This is a genomic window from Lactiplantibacillus paraplantarum, assembly GCF_003641145.1.
GTDB classification, from domain to species: domain Bacteria; phylum Bacillota; class Bacilli; order Lactobacillales; family Lactobacillaceae; genus Lactiplantibacillus; species Lactiplantibacillus paraplantarum.
In genome coordinates, this window is the sequence record NZ_CP032744.1 from 183,951 (window position 1) to 201,147 (window position 17,197).

Annotated in this window: 17 protein-coding genes; 6 read left to right on the top strand and 11 right to left on the bottom strand. The window is 43.9% G+C overall.

The genetic code is table 11. The features are described 5' to 3' along the window. Nucleotides 1–148: 148 nt before the first annotated feature. From LP667_RS00810 to serC, 5 genes are all read right to left on the bottom strand, one after another. Nucleotides 149–1,810 (bottom strand): peptide ABC transporter substrate-binding protein, encoded by a 1,662-nt coding sequence (locus LP667_RS00810; protein ID WP_021730485.1) that lies wholly within the window; start codon nucleotides 1,808–1,810, stop codon nucleotides 149–151. 220 nt (nucleotides 1,811–2,030) lie between these two features. Continuing rightward, nucleotides 2,031–3,692, bottom strand: coding sequence for a peptide ABC transporter substrate-binding protein (locus LP667_RS00815; protein WP_021730486.1), 1,662 nt, complete (start codon nucleotides 3,690–3,692; stop codon nucleotides 2,031–2,033). Nucleotides 3,693–3,847: 155 nt separating this feature from the next. Then, a complete protein-coding gene (locus tag LP667_RS00820; RefSeq protein WP_021730487.1) occupies nucleotides 3,848–4,291 on the bottom strand; it encodes a GNAT family N-acetyltransferase in 444 nt (147 codons plus the stop codon). After that, entirely contained in the window at nucleotides 4,288–5,466 is a 1,179-nt protein-coding gene (locus LP667_RS00825; protein ID WP_021730488.1) for a phosphoglycerate dehydrogenase, read from the bottom strand. The genes LP667_RS00820 and LP667_RS00825 overlap by 4 nt, the downstream gene beginning before the upstream one ends. 11 nt (nucleotides 5,467–5,477) lie before the next feature. Beyond that, nucleotides 5,478–6,551, bottom strand: coding sequence for a 3-phosphoserine/phosphohydroxythreonine transaminase (gene serC, locus LP667_RS00830; RefSeq protein WP_021730489.1), 1,074 nt, complete (start codon nucleotides 6,549–6,551; stop codon nucleotides 5,478–5,480). A gap of 384 nt (nucleotides 6,552–6,935) precedes the next feature. On the opposite strand from serC, the gene LP667_RS00835 reads away from it, so the two are divergent. The 3 genes from LP667_RS00835 to LP667_RS00845 all read left to right on the top strand — a co-directional run bounded on the left by LP667_RS00835 (nucleotide 6,936) and on the right by LP667_RS00845 (nucleotide 9,406). After that, nucleotides 6,936–7,559: a histidine phosphatase family protein gene (locus LP667_RS00835; protein WP_021730490.1), complete on the top strand. Its 624-nt coding sequence runs from the start codon at nucleotides 6,936–6,938 to the stop codon at nucleotides 7,557–7,559. 257 nt (nucleotides 7,560–7,816) lie between these two features. Then, on the top strand, nucleotides 7,817–8,806 hold the full coding sequence (locus tag LP667_RS00840) for an aldo/keto reductase (protein WP_033609258.1): 990 nt from the start codon (nucleotides 7,817–7,819) through the stop codon (nucleotides 8,804–8,806). A gap of 378 nt (nucleotides 8,807–9,184) precedes the next feature. After that, a complete protein-coding gene (locus LP667_RS00845; RefSeq protein ID WP_003641799.1) occupies nucleotides 9,185–9,406 on the top strand; it encodes a hypothetical protein in 222 nt (73 codons plus the stop codon). Between the two features lie 2 nt (nucleotides 9,407–9,408). On the opposite strand, the gene LP667_RS00850 is transcribed toward LP667_RS00845, so the two are convergent. Together LP667_RS00850 and LP667_RS00855 are read right to left on the bottom strand one after the other, a co-directional pair. Next, on the bottom strand, nucleotides 9,409–9,759 hold the full coding sequence (locus LP667_RS00850; RefSeq protein ID WP_021730492.1) for an iron chaperone: 351 nt from the start codon (nucleotides 9,757–9,759) through the stop codon (nucleotides 9,409–9,411). Continuing rightward, entirely contained in the window at nucleotides 9,746–10,624 is an 879-nt protein-coding gene (locus LP667_RS00855) for an NFACT family protein (protein WP_021730493.1), read from the bottom strand. The genes LP667_RS00850 and LP667_RS00855 overlap by 14 nt, the downstream gene beginning before the upstream one ends. 171 nt (nucleotides 10,625–10,795) lie before the next feature. On the opposite strand from LP667_RS00855, the gene LP667_RS00860 reads away from it, so the two are divergent. Beyond that, nucleotides 10,796–11,983, top strand: a complete 1,188-nt coding sequence (locus LP667_RS00860) for an acetate/propionate family kinase (RefSeq protein WP_021730494.1) — start codon at nucleotides 10,796–10,798, stop codon at nucleotides 11,981–11,983. Nucleotides 11,984–12,100: 117 nt separating this feature from the next. Then, the gene (locus LP667_RS00865) at nucleotides 12,101–12,292 is read left to right on the top strand and encodes a hypothetical protein (protein ID WP_021730495.1); all 192 of its coding nucleotides are present in this window, start codon (nucleotides 12,101–12,103) and stop codon (nucleotides 12,290–12,292) included. 149 nt (nucleotides 12,293–12,441) lie between these two features. Here the strand turns inward: LP667_RS00865 and LP667_RS00870 are convergent, their stop codons facing one another. Next, nucleotides 12,442–12,792 (bottom strand): fluoride efflux transporter FluC, encoded by a 351-nt coding sequence (locus LP667_RS00870; protein WP_021730496.1) that lies wholly within the window; start codon nucleotides 12,790–12,792, stop codon nucleotides 12,442–12,444. After that, on the bottom strand, nucleotides 12,792–13,175 hold the full coding sequence (locus LP667_RS00875) for a fluoride efflux transporter FluC (RefSeq protein ID WP_033610426.1): 384 nt from the start codon (nucleotides 13,173–13,175) through the stop codon (nucleotides 12,792–12,794). The genes LP667_RS00870 and LP667_RS00875 overlap by 1 nt, the downstream gene beginning before the upstream one ends. A gap of 305 nt (nucleotides 13,176–13,480) precedes the next feature. On the opposite strand from LP667_RS00875, the gene LP667_RS00880 reads away from it, so the two are divergent. Beyond that, nucleotides 13,481–15,016, top strand: coding sequence for an ABC-F family ATP-binding cassette domain-containing protein (locus tag LP667_RS00880; protein ID WP_021730498.1), 1,536 nt, complete (start codon nucleotides 13,481–13,483; stop codon nucleotides 15,014–15,016). Nucleotides 15,017–15,132: 116 nt separating this feature from the next. On the opposite strand, the gene LP667_RS00885 is transcribed toward LP667_RS00880, so the two are convergent. Together LP667_RS00885 and LP667_RS00890 are read right to left on the bottom strand one after the other, a co-directional pair. Beyond that, nucleotides 15,133–15,792: an energy-coupling factor transporter transmembrane component T family protein gene (locus LP667_RS00885; RefSeq protein WP_021730499.1), complete on the bottom strand. Its 660-nt coding sequence runs from the start codon at nucleotides 15,790–15,792 to the stop codon at nucleotides 15,133–15,135. Continuing rightward, nucleotides 15,789–17,195: an ABC transporter ATP-binding protein gene (locus tag LP667_RS00890; RefSeq protein ID WP_021730500.1), complete on the bottom strand. Its 1,407-nt coding sequence runs from the start codon at nucleotides 17,193–17,195 to the stop codon at nucleotides 15,789–15,791. The genes LP667_RS00885 and LP667_RS00890 overlap by 4 nt, the downstream gene beginning before the upstream one ends. Nucleotides 17,196–17,197 lie beyond the last annotated feature (2 nt).

The window sequence follows — 17,197 nt, forward strand, 5'->3', positions numbered from 1 at the left end:
ACTGCTTTCATTTAACTTAATTAAAAACTTTTTATATAATTTTGTCAATATTTAAACATAATTTTACATATTCTAAAAATATATGCTAGCCATATAAAAAACGCTCGCTAGCAACGGCTAGTGAGCGTTTATGAGTGATGATGATATCTTATTTAGCCATGTAAGCATTTTTGAAATTGTAGTTTGTACCAGAAGTATTGTAAATCAGGCCTTTTAGCTTAGGATTGACCATTTGTGCAATTGTTGCTTGGGTTAATGGCGCGACACATTCATCAGTACCGATTATTTTTTCGGCTTTGCCTAATGCAGTCCAACGTACCGTTTGGTTAGTAGCTTGTTCAGCCTGCTTGACGGCCGCATCATAGTCGGTGTTCTTCCACTTGCCAAAATTATAATCATTTGTTGAAGTGAGAATGCCGAGATCAGAAATAGGATCGGCAAAGTCAGCTTGCCAGCCAGAGATAGCTAGTTGAAAATCACCGGAAGTTTCACGAGCCAGCCGGTTTTTAAATGGCAAGGTCACATCAGTGATTTTTAAGCCAGGGAGTTCCTTTTCTAGCTGCCCTTGAACATATTCGGCAATTTCTTTAGTTTGATCAATATTATCATGTGTCAGTGTTAAGGTTAACGATTTTTTGCCAACTTCTTTTAGTCCTTCAGTCCATAATTGCTTGGCTTTAGCGTTATTCTGAGCAACTGCTTCAGTAACAGTGTTTTCAGTTGCAAAGTCCTCATTAGTAGCTGGATCAGTGGCGAGACCAGTAGTAACGAATCCCTTTGGTACTGCTGAACCATCGGCTAATACATTTGAAACGAGTTGGTGCCGATCAATAGTCAAGGACATGGCTTGCCGTAGCTTAGCATTGGCTAACGCGGGAACCTTCTTCTGATTAAATTCCAAATAATTTAGTCTGGATGTCTTGCGGAGCACTAACTTGGGGTTGTTCTTCTCGTTTTTAACTTGTTCACCACTTAACGTTGCCATATCGAGTTTATTGCTTTGGAACAAGTTGAAGCCAGTCGTAGTTGATTTAACGACTTGGTCATTGATCTTTTCTAAGTAAACGTGTTGCTTGTCCCAATATTTAGGATTGCGGTTTAAAGTCCAGGTCGTATTTGTTCCTTTCCATCCCTGCATGGTGAAGGGACCGTCATAGACCATCTTGGTGGCAGTTGTGCCGTAGCCCTTGCCATATTTCTGAACAGCGTGTTGGTTTTGTGGGAAGAAGATCGCGAAGCCCATTAGCAGTTTGAAGTAGGCTAGTGGTTTATCAAGCGTCACGGTCAGCTTATATTTGCTATCGGCCTTGATACCTAAACTAGCCACTTTGGCTTTACCATTAGTGATTTGGTCAGCATTTTTGATACCGGAATAAAGATAGGCGTATTGGGACGCGGTTTTTGGATTGATGGTTCGCCGCCAGCTGTAGACAAAGTCTTGTGCAGTTACGGGATCGCCATTACTCCACTTGGCGTTTTTTCGGAGTGTAAAGGTATAGGTTTTCTTATCCTTAGAAATGACCGTGTGTGTTGCAATTCCCGGTGTAATCTTATTATTGGCACCGATGCGGTATAGTCCTTCCATCGTGTTGTTGATCATATTGGCACTAATGGAATCGGTGACTAGTGATGTATCTAGAGTTGTTAACTCGGAACCATTTTCGGACCAATTCAAGACTTGTTTTTGTGCCATCCCCGTGTGTAAGTTGCCAGCATTATCTGTTTTAGTCTGACTTTGACTACAGGCCGCCAGTAAAAGCCCAGTTGTTGCTGCAGCAGTCGCAGTTGTCAATATTACTTTCCATTTCATATTAAAACTTCCCCCCAACTTGAATGGTCACGAGGATACATTAAAGTAAGATTAAAATCAAAGATTGAATTCTAATAATTAAGGTAATTAACAGCAACTAGTTTGGAAAATAGTCAAAAAAGTATCGTAACTATTGCTACGATACCTTTACGTTGTTAAATTAATTTAATGATGTATTTGATTAACCGACATAATATGCAAGTTGCTTATACGATAGCACTTATTTGGCCATGTAGGCACTCTTAAAGTTATAGTTGATGCCGGCTGTGTTGTAAATAAGTCCTTTCAATTTGGGGTTAACCATCTGAGCAATGACATTTTGTGAAAGTGGTGCAACACCTTGGTCAGTCCCCAATGTTTCAGCGGCAGTGGCTAGTGCTTGCCAACGTTTGGTTGTGCTAGTCGTGCTATTGGCCGTATCAATTGCTTGATCATAAGTCTTATTGGTCCACTTGCCAAAGTTGTAGTCGTTAGTTGACGTCATGATACCGAGATCGGAAATTGGATCGGCAAAATCAGCTTGCCATGCGGAGATGACCAATTGGAAGTTACCAGCAATTTCTCGAGAAATTCTTGTTTTGTATGGTACCGTGACACTTTGAACTTTCAGTCCGGGGAGCTCTTTTTCTAGTTGCCCCTGAACGTATTCGGCAAGAGCCTTCATCTGGTCAGTATCGTCATGCGTCAAGGTCAAAGTAACCGATTTTTTACCGGTTTCTTTCAAGCCTTGTTGCCAAAGCTTTTTAGCTTTAGCAGTATCTTGGGTCACCGAGGATTTGACCGTGTTTTCAGTTGCGAAATCTTTACCAGTAGTGGGATCAGTTGCTAGACCAGTGGTGACAAAACCTTTAGGTGTAACTGAACCGTCACCTAGAACATCATTGACTAATTGTTTACGGTTGAGCGTCAACGACATTGCTTGACGAATCTTTTTATTAGCAAGTAACTTAACTTTCTTTTGATTGAATTCCAAATAATTCAAACGGGAAGATTTACGGATTACTAACTTAGAATTATTCTTTTCATTTTTAACTTGTTGTCCAGAGAGGGTTGCCATATCAAGTTTGTTGCTTTGGAAAAGATTGAAAGCAGTTGTAGTTGATTTGACAACTTGATCGTTAATTTTGGTTAAGTAAACGTGCTTTTTATCCCAATAATTAGTATTACGCTTAAGCGCCCAAGTTGAGTTGGTACCCTTCCAACCGGTCATCTTGAACGGACCATCGTAGACCATTTTGCTAGAACTAGTCCCGTAATCCTTCCCGTATTTTTCAACGGCATGTTGGTTTTGCGGGAAGAATACGACGAAGCCCATTAATAATTTAAAGTATTGCATTGGTTTATCAAGCGTTACGGTTAACTTATACTTACCATCGGCCTTGATACCTAACGTACTAGCCTTGGCCTTACCACTGACAATCTTATCAGCATTTTTAATGCCGGAATACAAGTAAGCGTACTGCGAGGCAGTTTTAGGATTGACAGTTCGCCGCCAACCATAGACGAAATCTTTAGCGGTCACTTGGTCGCCGTTACTCCACTTAGCATTTTTGCGTAGCGTAAATGTGTAAGTTTTTTTATCACTAGAAACAGTGGTCTTGGTGGCAATTCCAGGTGTGACCTTACTATTCTTCCCTAAACGGTATAACCCTTCTTGGGAGTTGCTGATCATGGTACCACTAATCACGTCGGTTGCCAGAGATGGGTCTAAGGTAGTTAAGTCCTGGCCGTTTTCTGACCAATTGAGAACTTGAGTCTTGGCCATCTCGGACGTAGTATTGCCGGCGTTACTCGTACTAGATGAAGATTGCCCGCAACCCACTAATAAGACCCCAGTGGTTGCGGTTACTGCTGCGATTGTTGCAAATGATTTCCATTGCATATAATATGTACCCCCTAATTCAAATGATTATGATATACAGATGAGAATACATTAAAATTAGATTAAATACAATATTATTTTTTTAATCATTAAAATTATTAAGCAAAAAAAGCTATCACCACCTGTAGGGAGTTGTGATAGCTTAATTAACCAAACTAACGTTGCCATTGCATAGTATATTCCGGCTGATTAGTGGCTTGGTCAATGGTCTGATTGAGAACGCGGAAGCCACTGTGGTGATAAAATGCGACGGCTTGGCGATTAGCAATGTAAACGTTCAGCCGCAAGCATTGATGGTTGTTTTTAACCAGTGTCAACAACGCCGTGCCAATGCCCTGATGCTGGGCATCTTTACGAATGAAAAGGCCTGCAATGTAATTAGCTTGTAAGCCAATAAAACCAAGAATCCGATCATCGGGATCATCAGCTAATCCGATAATGATTTCAGCTTCTTGTAAGGCTGCACGAACGAAGGGAGCTTGTTCGTGCCAGTAACCAGTGTGTACAAAGGGGTGGGCCGTTAGATTACCTGATAACCAGATCGACATGAGTTGGTCGAGTTGTTGGGGCGTTAAATGAGTTAAGTGTTCAGTCTTCATAAATTCACACTCTGCTTTAGCAGGCGAACGCGAATAACTGCTGGAATTTTGTTCAATTCAGTAATTAAATCGGTTTGTGACAGCTGCTGAAGGTCATCCACGTCGATAATGGTATAAGCAGTCTGGTTCTTAGCGGCGTTAGCCATAGTGGCGATGTTGAGATTTGCTGTTGCTAATTTGGCTGTAATTTGACTTACCATGTTAGGTACATTTTGATGAATGATCGTAAAGCGGTAAGCGGCGTTAAATGGCACGTTTAAATCGGGTAAATTGATGGCGGCGTGAACGTTGCCAGTTTCTAAGTAGGTCATGATTGTGCGGGCTGCTTGGGTAGCGCCGTTAATTTCAGCCTCGATGGTCGATCCGCCGATGTGGGGTGTGACGGTTACAGCTGGGTGCTCGGCAAGCTGTGTTTCACCAAAGTCCGTGTAGTAGTGGGCAACTTTCTTCGTGGTTAGCGCGCTAATAACGGCCGTATTGTCGACGATACCAAGTCGTGAATAATTAAATAATTGTACGCCTGCTGGCATGGCAGCTAATGCCTTTTCATCAATTAGATGATAGGTGTCAGCATTCTTAGGGACGTGAACTGTTACAAAATCAGCATTTTTGACCGCATCTGGTAACGTTGCAGCGCGCTGAACTTGCTTCGCAATATTCCAAGCGGCATCCGCTGATAGATAAGGGTCGTAGCCAATTACATTCATGCCTAGATTCAGTGCTGCATTGGCAACTAAGGACCCAACGTGGCCTAATCCAATAACGGCTAGGGTTTTACCTGTTAATTCGATGCCGTTAAATTGAGTTTTGTCGTGTTCGGTTCGTTGGGAAATATCAGCTTCGGCATGCTGAGCCGAATAAGTCGTTGCAGCTAATAAGTTACGCGATGCCATGATGAGTAGTCCAATAATGAGTTCCTTAACGGCGTTAGCATTACTGCCCGGGGTATTAAAAACAGCGGTGCCGTTAGCAGTTGCCTGTTTAATCGGAACGTTGTTAACTCCGGCGCCAGCGCGGACAATTACCTTGAGTGACGTGGGTAATGATTCATCATGAAGGTTGACCGAGCGAATTAGGTAGGCGTCAGGATGTTCAGATTGATTAAGAGCGTAGTCAGCAGTAAAAGTATTCAGTCCGGCCGGAGCAATGGCATTATATGTTTTAATTTGATACATTCGTATTCCTCCTAACGATGATGGGCTTCAAAATTATCTAGGTAGTCGACGAGCGCCTGAACACCGGCTAGCGGCATGGCATTATAGAGACTCGCACGCATCCCGCCTACTAAGCGATGGCCTTTCAGGTTGACTAACCCGTGTTCTTGAGCATCTTGGATAACTTGATTATCTAGGTCGGTATTGCCAGTGATAAATGGCACGTTCATCGTTGATCGATCGCTAGTCTTAACAGGGTTAGTAAATAGTCGTGACTGGTCTAAAAAGTCGTAAAGTAAGGCAGCTTTAGCATGGTTACGGGCAACCATTGTATCAAGGCCGCCCTGCTGTTTTAGCCACTTTAGAACGAGTCCTGCCGCGTAGATGGCGAAAACTGGTGGTGTGTTGAACATTGAATTTTTCGCTGCAAATAGTTGATAATCCAACATGCTGGGCAGATTGTCAACGTGGCCGATTAGATCATCACGTACAATCACAATTGTTAGACCGGCTGGGCCAAGGTTCTTCTGGGCACCGGCAAAGATCAGTCCGAAATCACTTACTTGGTAGGACTCACCTAAGAAATTCGATGACATATCAGCAGCAAGTGGTACGCGCCCCGTATTAGGCAAGGCGGTCGTCATCGTCCCTTCGATAGTATTATTAGTTGTCAGATGAACATAATCGAGATTTTGATCAACTGGCCGTGCTAAAATTGGTAGTTGTTTAAAGTTTGTCTCGGCACCACTGGCTAGAACATGGACCTTTGTGCCAACCCGTTCGGCTTCTGCAGCGGCGCGTTGTGCCCAGTGACCACTGTCAAGTAACCCGATGCGATGATGACGTGCCAGATTAAGTGGGGCAGCTGTAAACTGTAGTGTGCCGCCACCTTGAAAGAAGAGTACGTGATAATTGTCAGGAATCGTCAGCAAATCTCTAAGGTCTTGTTCAGCATCGTGTAGGACTTGTTCGAATAAATTAGAGCGGTGTGATATTTCTAAAATACTCATGCCGGAATCTTGAAATGATGGCAATTCCGCTTGAATTTGAGCGATGACTGGCTGTGGTAAGACGGCGGGGCCGGCAGAAAAATTATAAATTGACATATAAGATCCTCGCTTTCAATTGATTAATTAGGGTAATATAAAAAGTCCTCGCAGTCAGATTCGACTACCAGGACGAGTAATAGCAAGTTTAAGCAATTGCACCCGGTAGCGAATGTTTTAACATCCGTGTTCGGGCTGATTTGCATACGCAAAATTAGGCCAACACAGATAGGTGTGTAGACCAGGAGGAACTGATATTATGATTGATATGCTTAAATAAAATCATCAGTACGACTCCCTTTCGTTAAACTGGCATTAGCGCCAGTAGGTTAATTGCGTTGGTACTAATTTAGCAAGCACTTTGTGGTTTGTCAAGCTGGATAATGAGAAAAAACTGTGACACAATCAGTATAATTAATAACAATTTAATCTTGGAGGCGCACGATGACAACCTTTTACGTGGTACGACATGGTCAAACAACGGCTAATGCTCAAAATTTAAAACAAGGTACGATCAATACGGCGATTACACATTTGAATCCCATTGGTCAGCAACAAGCGCAGGATTTACATGATACGTTTGATATTAGTTTTGCGGATCGCCTGATTTGTAGTCCACTCGATCGTACTCAGGCGACGGCTGCAATCTTAAATCAAGGTCGGGGGCTACCGATTAGCCTAGATGAGCGATTATTGGAAATTTCATACGGTCAGTGGGATGGACAGGATAATACGCGCCTGTTAGCGGCTTACCCGCAATACTTTGATCCGCTTTTGCAGGATGTTTTGCCTAGTTATGTGGAAGTTGCTACGGATGGTGAATCCTTTGCACAAGTACAACAACGGGTGCAGGCATTCTTGACAACAACAGCTCAAGCACATCCAGATGAGCGGATCATTGTCGTGACACACGGATTTACCGTTAAAGCAATGGTCTTAGCCGTTTTGAAACCAAGTGATCCGATGAGCCTGCCAGAGCCGGCCAATACTAGTGTGACCAAAATTGTGGTGGATGCCATCCATAGTCGACAGTACTTAGCGTACTACAATCGGTTAACACAATTTTAACGGGTCGGACTTAACGAACTGGACATTCCGGGCTACAATAGATGTTGGTTTGAAATAACCACATACTGTTGAACTTTATTTCAAATCAAGGTCGATTCAGGCAGCAACAGCAGACATCACATATAAACTCCTAAGTGAGGTGGTCCTAGCAATGGCGAGGACCACCTTTTTTGTAATCATAAGCGTTTGATCCGTGCCAATAATGCAGGCGCGGTATAATATAAATAGTATTTAAAAATTAGATGGGGTGAGTAATGATGACATATTCAGCAGCATCAACGCGCTATGATGGATTACCAATTCGGCGAGTAGGTAAGACTGGGTTACAATTACCGGTGGTCTCGTTAGGGTTATGGCGCAATTTTGGCGATGAAGCACCATTTGCTAATTCACGAGAAGTGGTGTTAGATGCTTTTGATCATGGTGTTTTTAGCTTTGATTTAGCAAACAATTATGGACCGTCGAAGGGATCAGCTGAACGGACTTTTGGACAAATCATGCAACGAGATTTGAAGCCATACCGCGATGAATTAGTGATTACGACTAAAGCTGGATATCCAGCATGGCCGGGACCATATGGGGCTTTTGGCTCGCGCAAGACTTTGATTAGTTCGCTGGATCGCAGCCTCAAACAGATGCACTTAGATTACGTGGATATTTTTTATTCACATCGCCCAGATCCTAATATTGATTTACGTGAAACAGCTGCAGCTCTTGATCAATTGGTACGACAAGGCAAGGCGCTGTATGTGGGAATTTCAAATTATGACCGAGAGCAGACGGCGACGATGATTAAATATTTTAATGAAATGCATACGCCGTTTACGGTCAATCAATATTCATATAATATGCTGAACCAACAAGCTCAGGCAACGGGTTTGATTGATTATTTAGGTCAGCATAATGCGGGATTAGTGGCATATGGTCCATTAGCTGAAGGGCTATTGACGCAGCGTTACTTGCGAGGCATTCCGGCTGACTTTCCGATTCATCGGACAAATAAATATTTGTTTGATCAGGGGATGACTAATGTGGTCAAGCAGTTGAATGACTTGAATCAAATTGCTCAACAACGGGGCCAAACCTTAGCGCAGATGGCATTAGCTTGGTTACTGCGGTCACAAATCGTTACCAGTGTCATTATCGGTACGACCAGTATTGATCATTTGCACGCGAATCTTGAAGCGACAAATAATTTAACCTTTAGTGATGATGAAGTTAAAGCGATTACCGCGATTTTGCAGTAAGTTTCATCAACACAATGGTAACGGCCACTCACTAGCATTCGTAATGCTAGTGAGTGGCCGTTAAGCTTCATGATGAATTATGGGTCAAACGTGACTGACGTCTTTGAGTGTTACTTTTTTAGCTCGATTATGCAAACAATATGATAATAAATTCTGTGTTGCCGCTAACTGAAGACAAACTGAATCCGGGTGATTTTAAAGCAATCTGAGTGAATGTTCGGCAACTCCGGTAGTTAACGGCTTAATTAGTTGGCCCGCGGAATTGCTGATTATTACAAATAACCGGTATATCAACGTCATCAAAATGTAATAGTTTTTATCGAACGTACGTTCTAAAAGTGTGCTATGATGGAGCTACTATTTCGATGAGGTGATCTAATGGAACAGCTGAAACCAATTGAAGCGTCGTTATTGCAAGCTTATGAGTTAAACTGCGTGGTCCGATTAACTTTAAGTGATGGTCACCAACCTAGTGGCTTGATTGCAGCTGTGGACGACCAGCAGCTTTTTTTGAATCAACAAGCGGGCGTTGTTAAGCCGATTGCTTTGAGTGACGTCACCGCCATTGATTTTCTTAAACAGTCTTGGTGGCAGCGGTAATCCTAGAGGTCGTATTTGGTCATGATTTCGTGACGACGAAATTTGGTAATGGCAGTAATCAATTCAAGTGGTAGGGGCTGATCCAGTGGAAATTGGACGGCCCCTTTACTAGTTTTATAATCGATTAACTGATCATGAAAAGCATCGATGGCACTTGGTGTTGGGTATAGGCCAAAATGGTGCTTAAATAACGCAAAATGAATGACGTTTTCGTGCCAATAAAAGGTCGGCATCTGGTACTTCAGCTGCTCTTGTGCTTCAGGCAAGATGGCCACAATGGTTTGTCTCAGGACGGTTAATTGATGCTGATAAGCCTGAGGGGTGTTAGCAATATATGTCTCAATCGGGGTCATGTTGAAGGTCCTCCTGGTCACGTAACTCGGTAGCTAAAGCAGCATCAGGGACAACGGTAATGGTGCGTGCAGGGCCACTGAAGGTAACGAGTCCAGCCTTAGCGCCCTTAGGCTTGCGCATCTGGCCAACGGTAAGCACGTCAACGGGAACTCGGTTCAAGTCGCGCCCCTTGCTGTAGTAGGCCGTCAATACAGCGGCTTCTTGCAATGTCTGCTCACTCGGGTGATTACTGTGAATGACTACATGTGAGCCGGGAATCTCACCACCAGCATGCATCCAGTAATAATCTTTACGGGCCGTCAATGTCAGGTGGTCATTTTGACGACTATTCTTACCGACCTCTACTAGTACATGGTCGTGGGTGTAGAAACGGCGTGGATGGGCAGGGGTTGGAGCCTTAGATGAATGTAGGACGTGAGTATGGATCGCGCCCGTAGCAATCAAGGTTTGTTTAAGGGTTGCGACCGCTTGTGGATTATCAGGGTCAAACGCTGCTTGTGTAGCTAGTTGATGTTGTAATGCTGCTTGAGCATTTGCCAGGTTTTGCTGGACGGTTGCTTGACCGCGTTTACTTTTGCGATACCGATGAAAATAATCTTCGGCATTTTCCATAATTGATTTTTTAATATCGAGCTTAATACTGAGTTGTTGACCAAAATGTTGGTAGTCAGGTAATTCAACGAAGTGGTGATGACCGTCGATCTGACTGGCGTATGTCTTTAATAACGTGCCCTTTACTTGCAAATCACTGGCATCAGGTAAGTGTTCTAGTGCTTTTGTCAATGATTCGATTTGTTTACGGGTGTGGTGAATTAAGTGCGCTAATCCAGTCTGGACTAGGTCGACATCAGTTGTGATTGTCATGAATTGGGTTCCTCTAATCTGTAAAAGTTAACCCCTTAATGATAACATGTTACAGTTGATTAGCAGTGAATGATTGATACCAGCGTTAGGATGTTAGCTAAATGGGGTTGAAAAAAGTTGAGCAATTTTCAGAAAAGTTCGGTATTCTATTACATGGGAGTTGATTGAGAAATGCAAAAAACATTAATTATTAACGCGGGTAGCTCGTCATTAAAATGGCAATTATTTGCTATGCCTGCTGAAACGGTGGTTGCTAGTGGCCTCGTCGAACGGATCAGTATGCCAGGTTCGATCTTTACTATTAAGTATGGTGACCATCAAAAATTCGAGACGACGGTCGATAACTTAGATCAGAATCATGCGGCGCAAATGCTGTTGACTGAATTACAACGGTTGGCCATTATTGATTCATTAGCAGAAATTACAGCAGTTGCTCACCGGGTCGTTGCGGGTGGGGAAACGTTCAAACAAGCGGTTGAAGTAACGCCAACCGTACTCGAAGCCATCAAAGGGCTTAGTGACTTTGCTCCATTGCATAATCCAATGGAGGCGCGTGGTATTGAGACCATGGCGCAGGCGTTACCGGCCGTGAAACAGTACGCGGTATTTGATAGTCAGTTCTTCACTGACTTACCAGAAATGAATGCGATTTACAGTTTGCCATATGAACTGACTCAAAAATACCATATTCGTCGTTACGGTGAACACGGTATTTCCCATGGTTACCTAACCGGTCGGGCTGCTGAATTATTGAGTAGGCCTAAAGCCGAGGTTAATCTTGTGACGTTACATTTAGGCAGTGGTGCTTCTTTAGCTGCTGTTAAAAATGGACGGGCCTTCGATACGTCCATGGGATTTACGCCATTGACGGGTGTCACAATGGGAACGCGAGCAGGTGATGTTGACCCAGCCATCTTGCCATTTCTAATGAAGACCCTAAACATTGATGATCCAAATGAAATTATGATGATGCTCAATAATCAATCAGGGCTATTAGGTATTTCGGAGATTTCACCGGATATGCGTGAAATTCGCGCACAGGAAACGACCAATCCACAGGCGCGCTTGGCCGTTGAAATTTTTGTTAACCGGATTGCTAAGTACGCTGGCAGTTATTTAACAGAATTAAAACGAGCAGACGCCTTGATTTTTGCTGGTGGTATTGGTGAACACAACGCGGCGTTGCGGCAACAGATTATTGATGAACTTAGTATTTTTGGGATTACACTTGATCCTGAATTAAATGAAGCGGGCAATGAGGGGATTATTAGTCGGAAGGATTCCAAGATTAAGGTGATGCTGATTCCGACTAATGAAGAGTTGGCAATGGTACGACAGGTTGCCGCACTGCAAAATTAAGCTTCTCTTAATTTGCGACTGCGATAAACAGTTTTTTGATGAGCCGTGCTATACTAACTGACAAGGTACCCGTGACGGGACTTGTAAGGAGGGAAGCTCTCTTCGCAGAGCGCATAGATGATCGGTTTATTGATCGCTTTAGTGATTGGTTTGTGGTTGCTCAAAGTTATCTTTAAAATTGGTTTTAAAATTATCGGTTGGGTGTTCATGATTGCGATTGGCTTGTTTTTATTTAAAATCGCATTATGGTTAGGCCTAATTGTTGTGGCCATTGCTGGTTTTGCTTTATTTGGCAGTGCGACGACGTAATTTAAAAGATAAAGATGAGCGTTATTAAAAATAGTATCATCCTCACTGAGAACCAGCAAGTTGGTATTATTAGTGATGGTTAATGCGGACTAAATGGTTATTTAGCTGAAAAAAGGAAGTCTCTGATTAGTGAGACTTCCTTTTTTTGGTTAAATCAAAGTACCAAGGTAAACCATCAATAGGCCACCAATAAGACTCAACATGAGGTATTGCCAGGCCGTGCGTTGATGCTGGTTACGTCCAAGTAACACAATTTCGTTGATCATGGTCGAAAAAGTGGTATAGCCGCCCATGATCCCAGTTCCTAAGAAGACCTGCCAACTGGGTGACAAGGAACTAGTCAAAATCCAACCGAGCAATAAAGCACCGGTTAGATTGATAAATAGCGTTGCGAATGGCAATGACCACTGATTGAGGGGCAGTGCTAAGCGCATGATACCATAGCGACTTAGCGCGCCAATTGCAGCACCGGTGCCAGCCAAGGTAATGAGACTTAGCATCAGAATTCCTCCTTTGGTAGCCAATAATTACTAAGCAAGTTACCAGCTACACCGGCAAGTAAACCTAGTCCTAGACTGATGGCAACGTAGCTTAAGGCTAAAACGCTATGGCCACTTTGAAACGATTGTAGCGTTTCAAAAGTGAAGGTCGAAAAAGTGGTGAAGCTACCAACGAGTCCGACACTCATACCGACAACAATGTCTTCTGAGACGGGTAGCCGCGCTGGTAGTAGGTTGGTAATCAGACTAAGAACGAACGCGCCGATAATATTGATCAGACACGTTATCCAGAAGTGTTGCGGCCAAGTGATGAGCAAGCTAAGTCCTTCACGAAGACCACCACCTAGGATTGCAAAGCCTGCAATTGCAATGATTCTTTTCAAGTGGGCACCTGCTTTCTGAAAGTAATTTTAGTTTACTGAAAATTTTCTTGAAAAACAATGGTCCTTGCAAATTAAAAATAAACATGCTAACCTACAAGGTAACTTATAAAAACACGGGGTATTCAGCCAATGCGCAACTAATTAATTCTAGTAACTGAACAGTGATCACACCTAAAGATATAGGGGTGGACTGTCCGTTTTGGGATTAATTAGGGTGCTGGTGGAATCCAATTGCCAGCGTTCTCATTTTGAGGACGTTTTTTTGTGCCATAAATTAGTCCCGGCAACTAAGGGGATGCTTATTAATGACAATGATTAATTTAAAAAATATTCAGAAGAATATCGCAGGACGACCATTATTTACGATTGAACGATTAGTCGCCAATGCGGGGGATAAGATTGGTGTGGTTGGTCGTAATGGTGCTGGTAAATCAACACTGGCCCATTTACTAACCGGCGACGATCATGATTATACCGGGCAAATTGGGGTGGACGAGCCGGTCAGTTATGTCGCTCAAATTGCGCCGACTTTTGACCAAAGTGGTGGTCAAGTTATGTTAACCAGAATTCGGCAGGCTTTGAGTGCCCGTCCGACAATTTTGATTCTAGATGAACCGTCATCTAATTTGGATGAAACACATCAGCAATGGCTCATTAAACAGCTGCAACGATTTCGCGGGTTGCTGCTGTTGATTTCACATGATCGCCAACTGTTAGATGCTGTCACGACACAGACTTGGGCGGTCGAACAACAGAAATTTACAGCATATGCGGGTAATTACGCGCATTATCGCGCAGTAAAGGAACAACAACTAGCAACGCAGGAGACTGCTTATCAGCTCCAGACTCGTCATCAGCGGGACTTATTGGCTGCCCAGCGCCAACGTAATGAAAAAGCCCAACGAATTCGCAAGGGTAATCGGCGAATGTCGCGAGTAGAGCGTGCCAAGACGAAAGCGACTAGAGAAGCAACAGCAGCAAAAATGGAACGGACTGCTAAGCGTATGGTGGCTCGCGGACAGCGAGAAGTGCAAGTTACCAAGCCGTTTATGACCAGTGGCTTTAAATTAGTAGCGACCGATTTTCCGGCGTTTACGGGTAAAACCGTGGTGACTGGTCTGAATGTGACGTTAACTGAGTACGGGAAAACACTACTAACCCATGCAGATTTTCAAATCGACCCGCAAGATCGAGTTGCCATCGTTGGTCCGAACGGCAGTGGCAAGACCACTTTATTGCGCGCGATTTTAGCCGACCGGGTGTCGGGATTGAAATTGGCCCCGGCGGCACGAGTCGGGGTGTTTAATCAAGATATGACGGCACTCGATAACACACATTCGGTGTGGCAAACGGTCCGGCAAGCCAGTCAACTACCCGATCAAACAATCCGCAATGTCATGGGTGCATTAGGTTTGCCAGCACGGTTCTATCCGCAATTAGTATCAGAATTAAGTGGGGGTGAACTTGTCAAGTTACAGTTGATCTGTATTTTGGTCGGTCAATATAACGTGTTGATGTTAGATGAACCGACTAATTATTTGGATGTGGATGCACTGGAGGCGTTAGCTGATTACTTGCAAAATTATCCCGGAACCGTGATTTTTGTTTCACATGATGAACCGTTTCGCCAAGCTGTCGCTACTCGCACTTTGCAGTTTAAGGCACAGCAATTAATCGATCCCGATAAAGTTGTTGAGGCACCTAAACCGACCGGGGCTGAGTTAGCGGTGCTCCGGTTTAAATATGACCAATTGATGGCTGACCCAACATCCTCGACAGCGGCTATTCAGGCGTTGCGTCAACAAATCGATCAGCTAAAGTCATCAGCGGGACCGCACTAGCATTAAGTGCAATCGAGGTGTGTTACTGAACAACTTTAAAAATTGTTCAAAAACAGGTTTTCTCATAATTGAGAAAACCTGTTTTGCTCTAGCTTTTATTTAGTGAAACGTGCCGCCTAGCGCCAAGAAATGACGAAGACGCCGACTTGTAAGAGTAAGACACCGCCAATCACAATGGTCCAATCCAACTTAGTCAGCGGAATCTGACGATAGTGAGTGCGGGGGGCATCTTCGACAAAACCATGTGAGTGCATGGCTTGGGCAAGATTTTGTGACCAATTGATAGACACTAAAATTGCTTTAAAGTAGAGTTGCGGTGACCAGAAAGATAAGGCTTGACCACGCATCAGGCCGGCTACCCGAATCACTTGAACTTCGTGCTGAATCCGCGGTACCAGGTTGTAAGCGGCGAGGACGCCATATGCAAATTTGGCGGGTAAATGCCAGTTCTGCTCAAGTGAGTCGGTTAATTGTAAAACGTCAGTCGTGAGCGTAAAAGTAGCGCCCGTAAAGACAAATGCATAGATTCGTGTGAACAGGACCCAAGCCATCAAAGTCTTGTCACCGCTACCGTTAATGTACTGGGTACTCCAAAGTCCAATTGCTGGTAGCAACGGAATGAGTAGCAACCACCCTAATGTTCGCAGTCGAGTTCGGTGACTAAGCAGGTAAATCAGTGCCAGAATAATCAGTGCCACGTTCAAACTTATAATTGTCGTGAATGAAATTTCTAGCGCAATGATGAGTAACAATAATAATTTCATGCTCGGATTCATGATTGCACCACCCAATCTAAATGGTGATTTTCAAAGTGTAACTGATAGTCGATCAATGGCATCAGACCGGTTAACTGGTGACTAATAATAATCAGTGTCTGCTTAGTCGCCGCTTGGGTGGTTTGTAATAACGCAACCAGGGCATTGATCGAATGCAAATCTAGCCCTTTTAAGGGTTCATCCATAAGTAGAACTGGTGACTGCATGATTAACATGAGCAGAATTTGTAGTTTCTTTTTCTGCCCCTCACTCAAAGTATAGATGACTTGCTCATCACGACCGGATAAGTTGAGTTGAGCTAAGGACGTTTGAATCCGATCCGCGGTAAAGTAGTCGCCATACGCATAGCGTTTACTTTGAGCCAGTTCTTCAGCGACCGTGATGTTTAAAAACTGAGTCTCAGCATCCTGAAAGAGTAAAGCAACGTGACGAGCATAGCGTTTACGCTTTAATTTGTTGATAGGAGTCCCTTCATAACGAATCTCGCCAGTGTATGGATGTAGGCGAACGAGGGCCTCAAATAACGTTGATTTACCGCTACCATTAGGACCCGTGATCAGCGTATTGTGTTGGGCTAACAATTGACGCGTTGTCGGTACTAATAGTTGGCGATCACCGGCCTGTAAAGTGACGTGGTCGAGTTGAAAACAAGGGCGTTCAATGTATTGCGGCGCTGACCATGACCGTTGTGGTTGCTCAGTAAAGGCTGCAAATAGCTCAGACCAGGCGGTACGGTCAATGAGCTGTAAGTGCTGGTCCTTGATTTGGACGACTTGATCGACGAGCTGTTCGTAACCTGTTAGGTCATGATCCGCCAAGATGATTGTCTTCCCATGTTGATCGCGTAGTTCCACGAGTCGGTCTAACAAGACGGCTCGTGCGGTAGGATCGACACTGGCAAAGGGTTCGTCTAGTAAGATGACATCGCTGTCCATAGCGACAATGATGGCAAGGGCCACCTTCTGTTTTTCGCCACCGGATAAATGATTTAATAGCCGTGACTGTAAGTTTTGAATGCCGACAAAGTCGAGTGCGCTAAGTAAGCGGGCCGGTATTTGGTCGCGGGGCACTTGTAAGTTCTCAAGTGCAAAAATCAGTTCATTTTCGACTGTGTCCATGGCGAACTGCTGATTAGGATTTTGAAACATCATCGCGACGCGTTGTGTGCGCTGATTAGTCGCGTTGGCAGCTAATGATTGGCCATCGAAGGTGATGCTACCGTGAGCTGGCGCTAATGGTAGCAGGCCTGCAATCAGTTGTAGTAGCGTTGATTTGCCAGTTCCCGATGGCCCAGTTAGTAAGACGAAGCTTTGACTAGGTAGTGATAAAGTTACGCGATCCAGAATGGGTGTCGACGCCTGTGGATAGGTGTAAGTTAAATTATTCAGCGCGATACTAGCCATTC